The sequence below is a fragment of the Serratia sp. JKS296 genome, assembly GCF_900215445.1.
GTDB lineage: Bacteria > Pseudomonadota > Gammaproteobacteria > Enterobacterales > Enterobacteriaceae > Serratia > Serratia marcescens.
This window is the reverse complement of record NZ_OCMX01000001.1, coordinates 694549-711997: the sequence shown is the minus strand read 5'-3', so window position 1 is coordinate 711997 and position 17449 is coordinate 694549. Positions and strand designations below refer to the sequence as shown.

The window sequence follows — 17449 nt, the reverse complement described above, 5'->3', positions numbered from 1 at the left end:
GTGTTGGCTGCGAGCGCTCACCCCAGTCACTTACTGAAGTAAGCTCCTGGGGAATCACCCTCTTGCCGCCGTGATGCGAATCCAATTATTTAGGGGGAAATAAGCGGCGCGAAGCCGCGCTCATCGGGCAGCCGCGATCAATCCCACCAGATATCGAACAGATCGCTGACCTTAACGTCGGTCAGTTTGCGCGCTTCCAGCCAGTTTTTCACCAGTTCGCGATGCTCGTCGGTGCAGTGGCCGATCTTCTGCAGGCAGATCAGACCTTCCCATTGCAGGTAGCCGCTGCCGTCAAACGCCAGGCCGTTCGGCTCGATCACTTCATCGATGAAGGTATCCAGCGTGCTGTCGATGTCTTCCACCGACGTGCCTTCGGCGAAGCGCCAGGCTACGGAGAAACCCAGCTCCTGAAATTCTTCAATGTGCAACTTTTTACGTAAACGACGACTGCGGTTCTTAGCCATTATTCTTTCCTCTCAAACATCAAGTCCCAAACGCCATGTCCCAGGCGCTGGCCGCGTAATTCAAATTTCGTCAGTGGGCGCGAATCCGGACGCGGCACGTAATCATTATCGCTGGAAAGATTACGGTAGCCTGCGACCCCGTTCATAACCTCTAACATATGTTCCGCATAAGGTTGCCAATCGGTGGCCATGTGGAAGACCCCGCCGGTCTTCAGCTTACGCAGCACCAGTTCGACAAACGGCGTTTGCACGATGCGGCGCTTATTGTGGCGCGCCTTGTGCCACGGATCGGGGAAGAACAGCTGCACCATGTCCAGCGAGCCGTCCGGGATCATGTTTTCCAGCACTTCAACCGCATCGTGGCACATCACGCGCAGGTTGCTCAGCTTCGCCTCGTGGGCGTCGGCCAGGCAGGCGCCCACGCCCGGCGAGTGCACTTCGATCCCTAAAAAGTTCTGCTGCGGATTGTTGCCCGCCATGGTCACCAGCGAGGCGCCCATGCCAAAACCGATCTCCAGCACCGTCGGCGCTTCGCGGCCGAACAGCGCGGCGAGATCGACAGCCTCAGCCTGATACTCCACGCCCATCACCGGCCAATAGTTCTCCAGCGCGTGCTGCTGGCCTTTGGTCAGCCGCCCCTGGCGGCGAACAAAACTGCGGATACGGCGCATCGCGCGGCCGTTCTCATCAAATTCCGGGGAGATGACGTCATTAATCATAGTGCTTTCTGTCTGTTTGGCTGCCAATTAGGGAAACGCGCATTATGCAAAGATACATTGGTTTAGCAAGTGTTCATCTTCTGTACCCGCCGTGCGGCGTCGGAAAGTTCCGGTTTACAGCACCATGACTCTATGCTGCAATCTCGCTTCATTTTCTGCCGGATAACGACGCTGCTCATGATGCAAGCACAACAATTCGCACAGGTGGTGCTTGACTGGTATCAGCGCTACGGCCGCAAAACCCTACCGTGGCAGCTGGAAAAAACCGCCTATCAAGTATGGCTCTCCGAGGTGATGTTGCAACAGACCCAGGTTGCCACCGTCATTCCTTATTTTCAGCGCTTTATGGCCCGTTTTCCCAACGTGCGCGCGCTGGCGGAAGCCCCGCTGGACGAAGTGCTGCATCTGTGGACCGGCCTCGGCTATTACGCCCGCGCCCGCAACCTGCACAAAGCGGCGCAGACCATTGTCGCACAGCACGGCGGCGAGTTCCCGACAACCTTCGCGGAAATCGCCGATTTACCGGGCGTCGGCCGTTCCACCGCCGGCGCGGTGCTGTCGTTGGCGCTGGGCCAACACTATCCGATCCTCGACGGCAACGTGAAACGCGTGCTGGCCCGCTGCTACGCGGTGGAAGGCTGGCCGGGCAAAAAAGAGGTCGAAAACCGGCTGTGGAAAATCAGCGAAGAGGTCACCCCGGCGCAGGGCGTCGGCCAGTTCAACCAGGCGATGATGGATCTGGGCGCCATGGTCTGCACTCGTTCCAAGCCCAAGTGTGAACTCTGCCCGCTCAACGTCGGCTGTCTGTCTTACGCCAACCACAGCTGGGCCAACTACCCCGGCAAGAAACCCAAACAGACCCTGCCGGAAAAAACCGCCTACTTCTTATTGCTGCAGCACGGCGACCGCGTGTGGCTGGAACAGCGCCCGGCGGTGGGCCTGTGGGGCGGCCTGTTCTGCTTCCCGCAGTTCAGCGCGCGCGTGGATTTGGAACTCTGGCTGCAGCAGCGCGGTCTGAAAGGCAAGCGCCTGGAACAGCTGACCGCATTTCGCCACACGTTCAGCCATTTCCATCTCGATATCGTGCCGATGTGGCTGTCGCTCGACGCGGCGGGCAGCGGCATGGATGAGGGCGCGGGTCTCTGGTATAACTTAGCGCAGCCGCCGTCGGTCGGGCTGGCAGCGCCGGTGGATCGCCTGTTGCAACAGCTGGCGAAGCAGCCCCCGATCCAACAAAACTTATATGGCGATAGCGCCATCGACGAGGAATTAGCATGAGCCGCACCATTTTTTGTACTTTCCTGCAGCGCGACGCCGAAGGCCAGGACTTCCAGCTTTATCCCGGCGACGTCGGCAAGCGCATCTACAACGAGATCTCCAAGGAAGCCTGGGGCGAGTGGATGAAGAAGCAGACCATGCTGATCAACGAGAAGAAGCTGAACATGATGAACGTGGATGACCGCAAACTGCTGGAAGAGGAAATGATCAAGTTCCTGTTCGAAGGGCACGACGTGCACATCGAAGGCTATACGCCGCCAAGCGAATAACGCTGTTGGGGCCAGGCGCTGGCCCGCTTCAATCCTCTTATACTTCTTCCAAACGGCTTTAAGATGAAGAAAATTTTAGCTTTGCTCGTAATAGCGCCTTTGCTGATCTCCTGTTCCGGCAAAAAAAGTGAAGAAATCAACGAAGCCTGGATCAAAGACACCAACGGCTTCGACATTCTGATGGGGCAATTCGCTCACAACATCGAGAACATCTGGGGTCTGAACGAAGTTCTGATCGCCGGGCCGAAAGACTACGTCAAATATACCGACCAATACCAAACCCGCAGCCACATCAACTTCGACACCGGCGCCATCACCATCGAAACCATCGCCACCACCGATCCCGCCGCGCACCTGCGCCAGGCGATCATCAGCACGCTGCTGATGGGTGACGATCCGGGCTCCATCGATCTCTATTCCGACGCCAACGATATCCAGATCAGCAAAGAGCCGTTCCTGTACGGCCAGGTGCTGGATAACAAAGGCGCGCCGATCCGCTGGGAATGGCGCGCGGCGCACTTCGCCGATTACCTGCTGCAGACCAAGCTGCAAAAACGCACCTCCGGCCTGCACGTCATCTACTCGGTCACCATCCAGCTGGTGCCGAACCACCTGGACAAACGTGCGCACAAATATCTGCCGATGGTGCGCAAGGCGTCGGAAAAATACGGCGTGGACGAATCGCTGATCCTGGCAATCATGCAGACCGAATCGAGCTTCAACCCCTATGCGGTGAGCGGTTCGGATGCGCTGGGCCTGATGCAGGTGGTGCAGCACACCGCCGGTAAGGATGTGTTCCAGATGCGCGGCAAATGGGGCACCCCGAGCCGCAGCTACCTGTTCGATCCGGAGAACAACATCGACACCGGCACCGCCTACCTGGCGATCCTGCAAAACAACTACCTGGGCGGCATTCAGAACCCGACCTCGCGCCGCTATGCGGTGATCACCGCCTACAACGGCGGCGCCGGCAGCGTGCTGCGGGTGTTCTCCAGCGACAGGACGCGCGCGGTGGGCATCATCAACGGCATGCAGCCGGGCGACGTGTACCAAACGCTGACCACCAAGCACCCGGCCGCCGAGTCGCGCCGCTATCTGGTGAAAGTGAATACCGCGCAGAAGAGCTACCGCAGGAAGTAGCGCTTCCCGCGTGGATGGAAGAAGGGCCGGTGCGAACCGGCCCTTTTTTCATGGCTTGATCATATAGCCGAAGATGCGCTTCCAGCCGTGATCTTTTTTCTCGATGTAGACCCCCTGCAGCTCCGGCGAGAAGCCCGGCAGGCGGTTGATGCCCTCCTCCAGCGCCAGGAAGTAGCGCTGCACCGCGCCACCCCACACTTCGCCCGGCACCACGCACAGTACGCCCGGCGGGTACGGCAGGGCCCCCTCCGCCGCAATGCGCCCTTCCGCCTGGCCGATCGGCACCAGCTCGACGTTGTCGCGGATAAACTCCACGTTGGCGTCCTGCGGGTTCATCACCACCGACGGGAAATGATCCTGACGGAACATCTCCTTTTGCAGCTGCTTGACGTCAAAGCTGACGTACAGATCGTGCATCTCCTGACACAGCCGGCGAATGCTGTAGCCGCGGTAACGCTGCTCGTTCTTGCGGTACACCGTCGGCAGCACCACGCTCAGCGGCGCATCCTCTTCGACATAACGTTCGAACTGCGCCAGCATCTCCACCAGTTGTTCCATCTTGGCCGGGTTCTCCGCCGGGGTCAGCAGGAACAGGATCGAGTTGAGATCGCACTTCTCCGGCACAATGCCGTTCTCGCGCAGGAAGTTGGCCAGAATGGTGGCCGGCACGCCGAACTCGGTGTATTGGCCGGTCGAAGCGTCGATGCCCGGCGTGGTCAGCAGCAACTTGCACGGATCCACCAGATACTGGTCCTGGGCATAGCCTTCAAAGCCGTGCCACGTCTCCCCCGGCACGAAGGTGAAGAAGCGCGCGTCGTTGGCGATCAGATCGGTATCGTAATCCTGCCAGTCTTTGCCCGCCACCTGCAGCGGAATAAACGGCTTCAGCTGCGAGCAGCGCGTGAGCAGCTGTTTGCGCGTCTCGATGCCCAGCTTGACGCAGTCCATCCACATGCGGCGCCCGGCGGCGCCGGCGTGCATCTTGGCGTTGACGTCCAGCGCGGCGAACAGCGGATAGAACGGGCTGGTCGACGCATGCAGCATGAATGCGTTGTTCAGGTGCTTGTGGTTGCAGTGGCGCTTTTGCCCTTTGATGTGGTCGTCTTTCTTGTGGATCTGCGAGGTCTGCGAGAACCCCGCCTGCTGTTTATGCACCGACTGGGTGACGAAGATCCCCGGATCGTGCTCGTCCAGCTCCAGCAGCAGCGGCGAGCACTCTTTCAGCATCGGAATAAAGCCTTCGTAGCCCACCCAGGCGGAGTCGAACAGGATGTAGTCGCACAGGTGGCCGATGGTGTCGATCACCTGGCGAGCGTTGTAAATCGTGCCGTCGTAAGTGCCGAGCTGAATGATCGCCAACCGGAACGGCCGCGCCGCCGCGGCTTTCTCCGGCGCCACCTCGCGGATCTGCTCGCGCAGATAGCGTTCGTCGAAGCAGTGCGCATCGATGCCGCCGATAAAGCCGAACGGGTTGCGGGCGGTTTCCAGATAGATCGGCGTGGCGCCGGCCTGGATCAGCGCCCCGTGGTGGTTGGATTTGTGGTTGTTGCGATCGAACAGTACCAGATCGCCGCGGGTCAGCAGCGCGTTGGTCACCACCTTGTTGGCCGCCGAGGTGCCGTTGAGCACGAAGTAGGTTTTATCGGCGTTGAACACCCGCGCCGCGTGCTTTTGCGCATCCTTGGCCGAGCCTTCGTGGATCAGCAGATCGCCCAACTTGACGTCGGCGTTGCACATATCGGAACGGAACAGGGTCTCGCCGTAGAAATCAAAAAACTGCCGGCCGGCCGGGTGTTTGCGGAAGAACTCGCCGCCCTGATGCCCTGGGCAGGCGAAGGTCGAGTTTTCCATCTCGACGTAGGTCTTCAGCGTTTTGAAGAACGGCGGCAGCAGCGCCTGCTCATAGGCGTCGGCGGCGGCCTCCAGCTGCGCCATGTAGAACGGCTTGCTGGCGCCGGCCAGCAGCGCGAAAACCCCACTGACAAACGGCAGATAGTCCGGCGAGAGATGCTCGTCCCCTTCCACCGCCACGAAGGTCGGAATGTCGAACCCCGTCGCCTGCAAACGCGCCAGAATGCCGGCGTTCACGTCGGCGACCGACACCACCACCGCCGCTACGTCGGTGTAGTCCGTCTGCTCTACGCGCACGATCTGGCGCAGCGTCTCAATGGTGGCGACCAGGCTGGCGCTGGTCGCGATTTTCAATTCTTTCATCATGCTGACTCTCAAACGGTGAAGGATGAGGGTGTGCCACCGGCACGGTAATGAGATAACGCGGTTATCCCGGTAAAAGCGATACCCGGGCACGGCAGCATAAGCGGCGTGCGTGACCGGCTCATGATCGGGGATCATCAGGCGGCTATCGGGGGAACTGGTCTTGGCAGCGTCCGACAGGCATCAGTAAAATCAGGGCCGCAGCGCTGGCTTTACGCATGCCTAACAGCGAGCGTCAGGCGGCCTTACCGCATGGCCGGCAGGCGTATTCGGGCGGATGACGTGCGGAGGAAACAACGGCGGAACGGTGGCGGCGTCAGATGTCTGGTGCGCAGCAGCGCTTGAGCAACAAAACCAGTCATGCCAATAACCCTCTGGCTTATAAGAAGCGGGAACACCGTTAGCGAACGGAGAGTGCTAAAATTTGCGCAATGATTGCATGATTCGTTGCGGGGTTCAAGCGAGAATCGTCTTGATTGAACGTCCGTTGACCAAGACATAATCCATTGTTATTTAATTGAAAAATAATAAATGGCGCGTTCTGGAGTAGTATAAATACACGTTTTATATGCATATTTATTGAATGAGGATATCCCCCCGTCCCCCGCCCCTCCGGGCTCGCTGCCTGAAAATAGAGCAACCGATCGGCTTTGTGACAGAAAGCGATTGACGCCATCCGGCCAATACGGTTTAATGCGCCCCGTTGCCCGGATAGCTCAGTCGGTAGAGCAGGGGATTGAAAATCCCCGTGTCCTTGGTTCGATTCCGAGTCCGGGCACCATATTCAGAAGAACCCGCCTATGGCGGGTTTTTCGCTTTCTGAGGTACGGACTCTCCATCGAACTGCGTTCGATTATTCGGTCTGAAGACCTCACCCTGCGGGCCAGCGCTCAAGCGCTGTTCAACACGGCGCCAGCGCCGGTTGTCCGAGTCCGGGCACCATCTTCAGAAGAACCCGCCTATGGCGGGTTTTTCGCTTTCTGGGATACGGACTCTCCATCGAACTGCGTTCGATTATTCGGTCTGAAGACCTCACCCTGCGGGCCAGCGCTCAAGCGCCACCGCATCATCCGATGGATGTGCAATTTCGCATTACAGGTGCACTTTCTCGAAAGGCCCGCCCCCCCAATCCCCGACTACCCAAGCGTCAAACGAGCGCACGCCTATTCTCCGTTTATCGAGTGTTTTATTGTCATTCGGTGATGGAATATAGCCACGAACCTATAACGGTATCACTTTGTTAAATCACAACATATTGGATTAAAACTAGGAACATTCCGAATAAAAACAACATTGCTGTTAATTCATTCATATAAGGCTATGCTGAATTTTACCCATTGATAAGACATTTTTAACCTATTCCGCTACCAACGCGAAATAATGGAGAATCCGACGACAATGGCAATTGATATGTATATGAAAGTTGAAGGAATGACGGGTGAGTCCCAAGACAGCAATCATAAAGGATGGACCGACGTACTTTCGTTTAACTGGGGGGCTTCACAGCCAGGAAATATGGCTGTCGGCGGTGGGGGCGGTTCCGGGAAAGTGAATTACCAAGACCTCCGTATTCAAGCGCTTATCGACAAATCTACGCCCGCCATTCTTAAATATTGTTCCAGTGGAAAACATGTCGCGAAAATCGAGCTTTCCGTCTGCAAAGCGGGCGGCAACCAGGTGGAATATTCCAAAATCGTTCTCGAAGACGTGCTGGTGACGCAAACCGATTTTAACGGTGTCGGTCAAAATGATGCGATCCTGGTTGATTACGCCTTCCAGGCGTCAAAAGTCACCATGAGTTACTGGGAACAAGGCAGCAGCGGCACTAAAGGCGCAGAAAGCAAATCTGGTTGGGATATCAAGCAGAATAAAGAGAGCTAAGCGCATTCGGGCACCTAACAATACGTTAATGATCGGGTGATAAAATCATGGCAATGGATATGTTTTTAAAAGTTGAAGGCATTAATGGCGAATCGAAAAATGCGAATCACAAGCAATGGATCGATGTCTTTTCCTTTAACTGGGGCGCGCGGCAGCCTGGCAATATGGCCGTTGGCGGCGGCGGCGGTGCGGGTAAAGTAAATTTTCGCGATCTGACCGTACAGGCTCTGATAGATAAAGCGACACCTGCCTTATTGAAATACTGCTCGGCCGGTAAACACCTCGCCAAAGTGCAGTTGTCGCTTTGCAAAGCCGGTGGGCAGGAAGTGGAATATACCCGTATTACCCTGGAAGATGTATTAGTGACTCATACCGACTTCATCGGTGTCGAGCACGGTTCCACGCTAGGCATTGAATACTCTTTTCAGGCCGGTAAAGTATCGATGGAATATTGGGAGCAAGCGAAGCAAGGCAATAAAGGAGCTTCGGTGCAGATGGGCTGGGATATTAAGCAAAATAAAGAAAGCTAATCACATTACGGTGCATATCGTAATGGCGGGGGGATTATGGCATTTCCTAAGTCACATGAAATTTTAGCTCTGACATCGCAACACGAATCGAATAATCGGGTGTCAGCCAACTTTTTGACCCGTGAGATTTTAAATGAGGCTCTGATCCTCGTCAGGTCTCTGTCACCAGAAGAAGTCTTTCGATTAACAAAAACGGAGACCGGACAGATCGCGTTTACGCTGGGCGAACTCAAAGATGAAAACAACCGCCGGCTGACAGCCAATAATATTGAGTCAGGACAACGACCAGGCGGAAGAATTAATCACCTGGATAACCGCATTAATGTCTCTTTTCCCGGAACCTCATGGCAAATGGGGGCACGTGTTCAGCATTTTGAGAATATCGCATCGAGTACCGTCGGCGGAGCCGGACTGGTTTTGATCGCGGGATTATGGACGGGCGCCGGTTCTGGCGTTGGCAGCATTTTAGGCAGAAATGCCGCCCAGCTCGCGGTAGTGACTGGCACTTATTTGGGTAAACGCTTCGTGACCAATAAAACCATGGTCGTGAATCAGATGGCGGCGCATATCAAAAACCTTGCCGATATGTTTAACTCCACCCACAACGCCTTTAATGATTTCAAGTTCGAAAGCGCAGCCAAACGCGCACAATACAGTCCCGATCCTCAGGCAGAGCACCCTATTACTTTTGAACAGAAAGTCACGGATAACAATGCAGTTCCTGCTAATCATACCGCTGCCATTCAGGCTATCGTGCGCCGTTTTGTGACGGGAACCTACCAACGTGTCGATATCGTCGGCCAGGGCGATATGTTTATAAAAGTCTTTTTCAGCGATGGGGAACTGGACATTTCGCAAGCCCAGTATGACTACCTCAGCAATTTGAAGCTCCCGTGATTGATCAACCTGGCAGGTCTTCACGGTTTTGGCGCAACGGTTGTCATTCTGTCCAGCGCGCAAAAATGCCCCGAGCTGACCAAAAGATTTTTATTGTCGGTAAGAATGGTCAATGATGATGACAAGGCAGATTGCCGGATCGGACGCGATCGTTGCGCCAGCGTGGCCAGGTTTTTTCACACTCGGCTCGAGCAAGCGTCCTCTCCGGCCAGCCTTTGTCCGGCATTAATTAAACGAATCCTGACCCCGGTAGTTAACGCGAACCATCCGCGCCCATTAGGGTGATGCAACTCGGGGTAAAATATTGCCGTTCGGGGGGCAACAAGAGGAGATAAAGGTACAGAAGCGTGCGTATCACCTCAGTGAAAGAGTGTGATACTCTGCCGCAAAAAACAAAATAACACGTTGAATTAAATGATAAAAACCACCTCACAACGCACAAATTTCATAATTTCACTTCCGATTTCATCTTTGCAAAAAGCATCCTGCCTCTAATATCACGTTATTTCACCTTCCCCGCGCCTATTTTAAGGCTATTCTAAGCAACGAATACACCGATCCCGGCAATGCAATGGCATATACACCAGAAAAGCAGATAAGAACTCATACGGTGGACATCCTCCCTGGTGGCCGTTTTCATGGCTTGATGAATCAGGCGGCATCGGATTTTTACTTAGGAATATTCATTAAATACACGCGCAAACCTTCATAGGGATTTTCATGGAAAGAAATACGCCTGTAGCCTTTACCTGATGCGCTACCGAATTCTCAAAGGGCATTTAAAAATGCGGCATTTTGGCCCGTACACCGTTTAATTACATTTAATTCGTGAAGCTTACTTATAAGAAAAAGGCAGCCTGGTTGCTATAAGCCACCCTATCTGCAGCCGTATTTCTGGGTATTATTCTCATTATACTGGAGCTTATTAATGAATCAGCGTTTGGATATCATCGGTATTGGCCTTGGCCCATCGAATCTTAGCCTGGCAGCCTTAGGAAGTGAAATAGAGGGATTTACGGGACAATTCCTTGAACGCAAGCCTCACTTCTCCTGGCACCCAGGGATGATCCTGGCGGATTGCAGTATGCAGACCAACTTCTTAAAAGATTTAGTGAGTGCGGTTGCCCCAACCAATCGCTACAGCTTTCTCAACTATCTGGTGAAAAACAGAAAATTTTATCGTTTCCTGACGACGGAGCAGCGCACCGCATCGCGCGAAGAGTTCGCCGATTACCTTACCTGGGCCGCCGCCGGGATGGGATCATTGGCATTCAATCAAGACGTTCAGCGGGTCGAATTTGACGATCGGCAGCGCCAGTTCGTGGTGACCACCTCGAATAAGGTCTTCCACGCCAAACACGTCAGCATAGGTATAGGCAAGAAAATAAAGTTGCCGGATTGCGTGACGACGCAAAGCGATCGCTGTTTCCACGCCAGCGAAATGATGCTGCGCAACCCCGATCTGACCGGGAAACGCGTGGCGATCGTCGGCGGCGGCCAGAGCGGCGCAGATCTGTTCCTGAATATTTTTAAAGGGGAATGGGGCCAGCCGGAGCAGCTCGACTGGATATCGCGCCGCAACAACTACAATGCGCTCGATGAGGCTGCTTTTGCCAACGAATACTTCACGCCCGATTACGTCGAGAGCTTTTACTCACTGGACAGCGCGGCCAAGCGGCATATGCTGGCCGAACAAAAGATGACCTCAGATGGCATCACCAGTGAGTCGCTGCTGGCGATTTATCGCGCCATGTACCACCGCTTCGACGTCCTGCGCGAGAAATTATGGGTGCGCCTGCTGCCCAGCCGTTCGCTGACGGCCGTGAAACACACGCTGGATAACGCCTACCAGCTCGAAACGCGTCATCATCTCGATCACGGCCAGGAAACCTTCAAGGCGGACGTGGTGATCTTTGCCACCGGTTATCAATCGGCGACGCCTGAGTTCCTTGAGCCTTTGGCCCACCGGTTGTTGAAGACTGCGGACGGCGAATACCGCATAGCCCCTGACTTTACCTTTGAGTGGGAAGGCCCAGCGGAGAACTGCTTATTTGCGATGAACGCCAGTATGCATAATCACGGCATTGCCGATCCTCAGCTGAGCCTGATGGCCTGGCGATCGGCCCGCATTCTTAATCGGGCGTTAGAGCACAAGCCATTTGATCTGGGAACAACGCCGACAGCCATTCAATGGCGTAGTGAAAGCGTGCCGCCCGCGTTTTAAATACAAGAACGTCTTAATCATTGTCATTATGCTTTGATGGAATTACGTATATGAAGAGACAATTCAAGAAGTTTATTCTGAATCAGCTGGCCGTATTAGCCCCCGAATTCAAGGCCAGATTGATATACAAAAGGGCATTTGGCAAACCGCTGAATTTACAGTCCCCCTCAACCTGGAATGAAAAGATAAATCATCTTAAGTTGAATGACTACAGTAATAACGCATTAGTGACTCAATGTGCAGATAAATATGCGGTGAGAGAGTACATCAAAGAAAAGGGATGTGAAGAGATTCTTAATGAGTTGTATTTTTCCTGTGATTCAGTGCAGGAAATACCGTGGGAAACGCTGCCTGATAAATTTGTCATCAAGGGAAACCACGGTTCAGGGTATAATTTAATTTGCCAAAATAAGCAATCGTTGAACATTAAAAGCGCCTCTCATCTGATTGATGGGTGGATGAAAGACGATTACTGGAAAACCTATGTAGAACTCAACTACAAAGGGATACAAAAAAAGATCATTGGGGAAAAATATATCGAATCGGCCAATGGTCACGGGCCTGAAGACTATAAAATCTATTGTTTCCGCGGTGTGCCTTACTGCACCTTACTGTGCGTCGGCAGGGATACCGGGACGCCAAAATATTACTTCTTCGACAAAGAGTTCAAGTTCCTTTGCTATAGCGAGGACTGCCTGGCATTGAGCCAGGAGGAGATAAACGCTTTCGTGAAACCTGAGGGATATGATGAACTGTTTGAGTACGCCACTCGCTTGTCGGCGCCCTTTGAGTTTGTTCGCGTTGATTTCTACATCTCGCAAGGCCAGATCATTTTTGGCGAGCTGACTTTTACCCCCTCCGCCGGGTTGGATACGGATATTTTGCCGCCGACCGATATTTTGCTTGGCAAGATGCTGACGCTGCAACAGCACTGATTTTCACCGGACGCCCGCAGAGAAGATCGTGCGGCGCAGTATCCAGCGCGAGGAGGAATACCGGCCGGCATGTTCGCAGCCTGCCGGCCGGTATTGCCCTGAGGGTTATCGGGCCAATGACCTCGCTTGTTCATGCCGCCGTTACAGAAAAGCCCCGCCCCCATCCCTGATAGCCCGCAGCCGACCCAAGAGCAATGCCTCAGCCGGACCACATAACCATTTGAAAAATAATGGCATTAAATAATCAATAAGAATCGCTTACATATTTATAATAAAATGTTCTATATGTATAGGAAGCTATAATATAAGATACCGGAAAGTTTCCCTGGTGTTGTTGTGTGTCTTTGCCCTATTTTATAGGGCTTTTTTTGCTAAAAATCGTTGATAACCGTGTAGTCCCCCCGCCCTTCGCCATTCCTCTCACCATAAAAATCATAACCATTTCTAATTAATTGCAATCTCTCTTATTCCTGACTTACCAATAATAACAATGAGTTGCTATTAACCCGGCAAAGCAACTGGCGCCCCTCTTCCGGGTTTTGGCCGCCATTCTCGGCCGGAATGTCCGCCCTAAAGCTAGGTTTTTGCCGGGCGCGAACGGATGCTACTATCGGCCTTTTTCCGAAGGTGTTAACCCGCATGTTTTTGTCCAACCGGCATTTTATCTCTGCGCTTCTGGCGCTCGCCATCGGCCTTTGGCTGCCGGGCTCCGTGCTGGCCAGGCCCGATTTGGAACGCAAGATCGGCGCTACCGTAGCCGATAGCGATTCTGCGGATTACCGTTTCAGCGACCTGCGCTTCACCTCCGCCGATGGCCGACGGCATTATCGCGTTCGCATCGCCCAACCGCATCGGGCGCCTGAGCCGGACGGCTATCCAACGATTTATTTCCTTGACGGCAACGCGGTGCTGATGGAGTTAAACGCCGCCTTACTGGCCAAATTGGCAGCGGCGAAGCGGCCGCCGGTGCTAGTCATGATCGGCTATGACAACGATCTGCGCATCGATGCCGCCGGCCGCGCCTACGACTATACGCTCCCTCTGCCGGCAGGCATGAAGACACCGCCGCGGTCCGGCGGGGGCGCGGATGCGTTCCTGCAATTGATTGAAACTCGGATCAAACCGGCGATCGCCGCCAGACTGGCGGTCGATCCGCAGCGGCAGACGCTGTGGGGGCACTCCTACGGCGGGCTCTTCGTTCTGCACACGTTGTTTACCCATCCCGCCGCCTTTCAGCGCTATATCGCCGTGGAACCCTCGCTGTGGTGGGGCAATGGCATGATCCTGCAAGAAGCGCAGCAGAGGACGGAACGGCGCGCGACGCCGGCGGTAAGGCTGCAACTGTGGGTTGGCCTGGCGGAACGCGATCGCGCGGCCCCGCCCGGCGTGAAGAGCCCCACTCTGCCGGCGGACGCAACGCATTTGCTGGCCGAACAGCTGGCGCAGCTCGACGGTTTCACCGTCGGCTATCGGGAATGGCCCACCTTAGGGCACGGCGCCATGCTGGCCGCGACCATCGAGCCGGCGCTGGACAGCGTCATCGCAGAAGACTGAATCCGCGGCTCAGAAGGTATGGGCCACATTTTCATCTGCGGCGCATATCTTCTGATAAGAAGAGTGTTTAATATCTGAGACAGAGAACGGTGGCCGCGGGCGAGCGCGTCAAAAAACAAAGTGGCTCCCCCGTCGGCAAGTGAGCTTGCTCTATCCGGTGGAGCCATACAGTACTGCAGTTTTCCCGGTGGGGCCCTGGTGAGGCGCAAGTAGGAAAAGATGGTGTAAGCAGGGCATTTCAGCGTTTTAATACCGCCTGTTTCACTATTTTCTTCTCCCTGTGGCGCCTATCATAAGCGCCCGCTCACCAGGTGGAAAAGGGTGAAAACCACCCTTGAAATACATTAACGAAAGTGATATTAGAAGCGGTTGGGGCGAAAGCGCCTAGTTCAGTTTTGAATAATTAAATCAGGGAATTATATTAAAAATGAATATTAATATCACCGACAAACCCAACCCGCAGGATGAAGAGTTCGTTATCGACAGCCTTTGGGCGCACAATCATAAAACCCAGCCCGTAGACATTCACCCGCTGTTCCTGACCGTTACCGACGACAGCCAGCAGATCGTCGGCGGCCTGGTCGCGCGCACCTGGTGGGGCGGCCTGGAAGTGCAGTATCTGTGGGTTGGCGATCAATGCCGCAAAAGCGGGTACGGCCGCCAATTGATGGAGTTGGCCGAAGAAGAAGCCCGCAAGCGCGGTTGCCATATGGCCTATGTCGATACCTTCGATTTCCAGGCCAGAGGCTTCTACGAAAAACTGGGCTACCGGGTCTACGGCGAACTGGGCGACTATGCGCATCGCCACACCCGCCATTATCTGGCTAAAAGCCTGTAACGCGGCCTGAGCGGCACAGAGGTGGGTATGGGTTCATCGCATAAAAATAATGAATCTTATTTTAAGGGCCTCATCACCATGATGGAGCACCTGAGCGAACCCTGGGGCATCAAAGATCACCTGTCCCGCCACCTCTATATGAACCGCGCCGCTTATCTCTATACCAATACGCCGCTGAATTTCGACGTCGCCGGCAAATATGACCACGAGTTCCCCGCCGACTGGGCCGACTCCGCCGCCGACTTTATCGAACATGACAAAATGACCGAAGCGGCGCGCGATCGGGTCACGGTCATAGAAACGCACTACTGGTACGGCAAAGACAGCCTGACGCCGTTTATCAGCGAAAAGCTGCCGGTGTACAACGATGACAAACAGGTGATTGGCGTGATCTGGAACGCCAAGCCGATGAACAGCCTGTCGCCGTTGAAGTACATCAATCAGCAAAAACCCAGCGTGTTGACCACCGAAGTCAATAACGAGCTGTTCACCCGTGCCGAACTCGATGTCATTTTCCTTATGCTGCAACGATTTACAGTGAAAGAGATAGCCAAAATCTATAATGTCAGCAATAAGACCATCGAAAACCGCATTTATAACATTTACCAGAAGGCCAACGTGCATACTCAGCAGCAATTTGAGGAATACTGCAAATACGCCAATCTGGATAACTACATTCCCGATCGCCTGATAACCAAAGGCATTCAGTTTATTTGAACCGCAAGGAAGATCTCACCGTGATAAAGATCGAAGATTATCCGCTCACCCGGGTGCCGCAAGATAAACGAGTTTCGTTTTTAAGCGTGGCCATCGTGCATATGGGCATGCTGACCGCGCTGGACCAGTTCATGCTCGGCGCCGTGCTCGGCAACTCCATGACGCTGATTGACGCCTTCACCGCCATTTTTGTCGGCAGCCTGATCTTCGGCGTGGTGACCTTCGGCCTGGGGCTGGCAGGCATGCGCGAAGGCATTTCCGGCAGCCTGCTGGCGCGCTGGTGCGGTTTCGGCCGTCTGGGCTCGGTGCTGATCGGCGTGGTGGTTGCCGTCAGCCTGCTGGGTTGGTTCGGCATTCAGAACGCCATTTTCGCCAAATCGCTCGACTTCGCGCTCGGCAATAAGCTGGGCTTTGGCCTGGCCGCCGGGCTCTCGGGCACGCTGTTGACCATCCTGGTGGCATTCGGCTTCAAGGCGCTGCGCATCGCCGCCCGTATCGCGGTGCCGATGTTCATCATGCTGGTGGCCTATATTTCGGTGACCGCGCTTTCCGGCCATAACCTGCAGGAGATCATCCAGCTGGCGCCGCCGGGTGAACCGCTGACCATCAGCGCCGGCATCACCATCGTCGTCGGCGGCGCCATCGTGGCCAGCCTGATGACCCCCGATCTGACCCGTTACTCCAAAAACGGCAAGCACGTGCTCGGCGTCACGCTCTTCACCATCATCGCCGGCGAGTTCGTGGTGAACGGCCTGGCGATCCTGATCGCCAAAACCCTGGGCACCGCGGATGTGGTCACCATCATGTCGCAAGCGGCCGGCGGCGCCGGTTTGCTGGTGGTGGTGTTCTCCACCCTGCGCGTCAACGATCTCAACCTGTACTCTTCTTCGCTGGGCATCGTCAACGCGGTGGAAGGCATCACCGGCAAGAAGCTGAAGTACACCTACACTACGCTGGTGATCGGTATTCTGGGCACCACGCTGTCGGTGCTGGGCATTCTTGACCGCTTTGTCGACTTCCTGACGGTGCTTGGCGTGGTCTTCCCGCCGATTATCGGCATCATGCTGGTGGACTATTATCTGCTGCGCAGCCATCGCAAGATCCTGGATGAGAGCCGCCGTACCGGCCAGTTGCCGAACGAAACGCCAACTATCGGCTGGGCGGCGATCGTCGCCAGCATCGCCGGCGGCGCCGTCGGCCTGGCGACCGAATGGGGCGTACCGACCATCAATTCCCTGGTCGCTGCCAGCCTGCTGTATTGGGTGCTTAAACTGGTCTTCAGCCGGGCGCAAAAACCGCTGGCATCACAGAAATCGCTCTGATTTTCGTGAACGCGGTAATGCACTCCTCCAGGTCTCTGGGGAGTGTTTGACGCTCGAAAAGGGGATTCAATGCAAAAGAAGGGGCCGATCGCGCAGACAAGCGGCCGTGGTGGTTAGGGTCCCTGGTGTCGGTAGCAAGCTATCCATTTATGCTCAGAGTGTGGCAATGCCCCCTCTGAGCTTTTTATTATAAAAACTGTCGGCTTCCGTATTTTGATCGTAAAGAAAAACTTCAGCTTGCATGAACAGTAGCCCATGAAATCGGCTTTGGTCAACATAAAAGTAAACATAAAACCGGCTTTTGTGTTCACTTTTCCATAAGTAAAACCTAATCAATTGATTTGCACGGCTTTATCTTTCTCGCAGAGGAAGCAGGCTACCCCCGCTGACATCACTGCGCTAAACGGCTGACGATAAACAATAATTACCACTAATAATCAGTTCGTTACCCGCCCGTCCGCGCCTTT

The 17449-nt window shown here is 54.8% G+C and carries 15 protein-coding genes and 1 tRNA gene; 13 read left to right on the top strand and 3 right to left on the bottom strand.

Features of this window, described 5'->3' with window-relative positions:
• Nucleotides 1-137: 137 nt before the first annotated feature.
• Both CRO23_RS03395 and trmB read right to left on the bottom strand, forming a co-directional pair.
• Nucleotides 138-464 (bottom strand): YggL family protein, encoded by a 327-nt coding sequence (locus CRO23_RS03395; protein WP_004937412.1) that lies wholly within the window; start codon nt 462-464, stop codon nt 138-140.
• Nucleotides 464-1183, bottom strand: coding sequence for a tRNA (guanosine(46)-N7)-methyltransferase TrmB (gene trmB, locus CRO23_RS03390; protein WP_016930097.1), 720 nt, complete (start codon nt 1181-1183; stop codon nt 464-466). Before trmB ends, CRO23_RS03395 begins: the two co-directional genes overlap by 1 nt.
• Nucleotides 1184-1360: 177 nt before the next feature.
• Here trmB and mutY point away from each other — a divergent pair, with 177 nt between their 5' ends.
• The 3 genes from mutY to mltC all read left to right on the top strand — a co-directional run bounded on the left by mutY (nt 1361) and on the right by mltC (nt 3870).
• Entirely contained in the window at nt 1361-2461 is a 1101-nt protein-coding gene (gene mutY / locus CRO23_RS03385) for an A/G-specific adenine glycosylase (protein WP_004937408.1), read from the top strand.
• Entirely contained in the window at nt 2458-2730 is a 273-nt protein-coding gene (locus CRO23_RS03380) for an oxidative damage protection protein (protein WP_004937404.1), read from the top strand. The genes mutY and CRO23_RS03380 overlap by 4 nt, the downstream gene beginning before the upstream one ends.
• A 63-nt stretch (nt 2731-2793) precedes the next feature.
• The gene (gene mltC, locus CRO23_RS03375) at nt 2794-3870 is read left to right on the top strand and encodes a membrane-bound lytic murein transglycosylase MltC (RefSeq protein ID WP_004937402.1); all 1077 of its coding nucleotides are present in this window, start codon (nt 2794-2796) and stop codon (nt 3868-3870) included.
• 48 nt (nt 3871-3918) lie between these two features.
• On the opposite strand, the gene speF is transcribed toward mltC, so the two are convergent.
• Nucleotides 3919-6084 (bottom strand): ornithine decarboxylase SpeF, encoded by a 2166-nt coding sequence (gene speF / locus CRO23_RS03370; RefSeq protein WP_079450241.1) that lies wholly within the window; start codon nt 6082-6084, stop codon nt 3919-3921.
• A gap of 705 nt (nt 6085-6789) precedes the next feature.
• On the opposite strand from speF, the gene CRO23_RS03365 reads away from it, so the two are divergent.
• The 10 genes from CRO23_RS03365 to CRO23_RS03320 all read left to right on the top strand — a co-directional run bounded on the left by CRO23_RS03365 (nt 6790) and on the right by CRO23_RS03320 (nt 16982).
• Nucleotides 6790-6865: transfer RNA gene (locus CRO23_RS03365), tRNA-Phe, on the top strand.
• A 617-nt stretch (nt 6866-7482) separates the two neighbouring features.
• On the top strand, nt 7483-7965 hold the full coding sequence (locus CRO23_RS03360; protein ID WP_004937362.1) for an Hcp family type VI secretion system effector: 483 nt from the start codon (nt 7483-7485) through the stop codon (nt 7963-7965).
• A 47-nt stretch (nt 7966-8012) separates the two neighbouring features.
• Nucleotides 8013-8495: an Hcp family type VI secretion system effector gene (locus CRO23_RS03355; protein WP_025304261.1), complete on the top strand. Its 483-nt coding sequence runs from the start codon at nt 8013-8015 to the stop codon at nt 8493-8495.
• 36 nt (nt 8496-8531) lie between these two features.
• A complete protein-coding gene (locus CRO23_RS25205; protein ID WP_228009761.1) occupies nt 8532-9392 on the top strand; it encodes a hypothetical protein in 861 nt (286 codons plus the stop codon).
• A gap of 928 nt (nt 9393-10320) precedes the next feature.
• A complete protein-coding gene (locus CRO23_RS03345; RefSeq protein ID WP_028127600.1) occupies nt 10321-11616 on the top strand; it encodes a lysine N(6)-hydroxylase/L-ornithine N(5)-oxygenase family protein in 1296 nt (431 codons plus the stop codon).
• 50 nt (nt 11617-11666) lie between these two features.
• Entirely contained in the window at nt 11667-12551 is an 885-nt protein-coding gene (locus CRO23_RS03340; protein ID WP_016930105.1) for an ATP-grasp fold amidoligase family protein, read from the top strand.
• A 639-nt stretch (nt 12552-13190) separates the two neighbouring features.
• Entirely contained in the window at nt 13191-14105 is a 915-nt protein-coding gene (locus tag CRO23_RS03335) for an alpha/beta hydrolase (protein ID WP_016930106.1), read from the top strand.
• A gap of 427 nt (nt 14106-14532) precedes the next feature.
• The gene (locus tag CRO23_RS03330; protein WP_016930107.1) at nt 14533-14943 is read left to right on the top strand and encodes a GNAT family N-acetyltransferase; all 411 of its coding nucleotides are present in this window, start codon (nt 14533-14535) and stop codon (nt 14941-14943) included.
• 27 nt (nt 14944-14970) lie between these two features.
• Nucleotides 14971-15660 carry a helix-turn-helix transcriptional regulator gene (locus tag CRO23_RS03325; protein WP_004937346.1) on the top strand — a complete coding sequence of 230 codons (690 nt, stop codon included), beginning with the start codon at nt 14971-14973 and terminating at the stop codon, nt 15658-15660.
• A 20-nt stretch (nt 15661-15680) separates the two neighbouring features.
• Nucleotides 15681-16982, top strand: a complete 1302-nt coding sequence (locus CRO23_RS03320; protein WP_028127599.1) for a cytosine permease — start codon at nt 15681-15683, stop codon at nt 16980-16982.
• Nucleotides 16983-17449 lie beyond the last annotated feature (467 nt).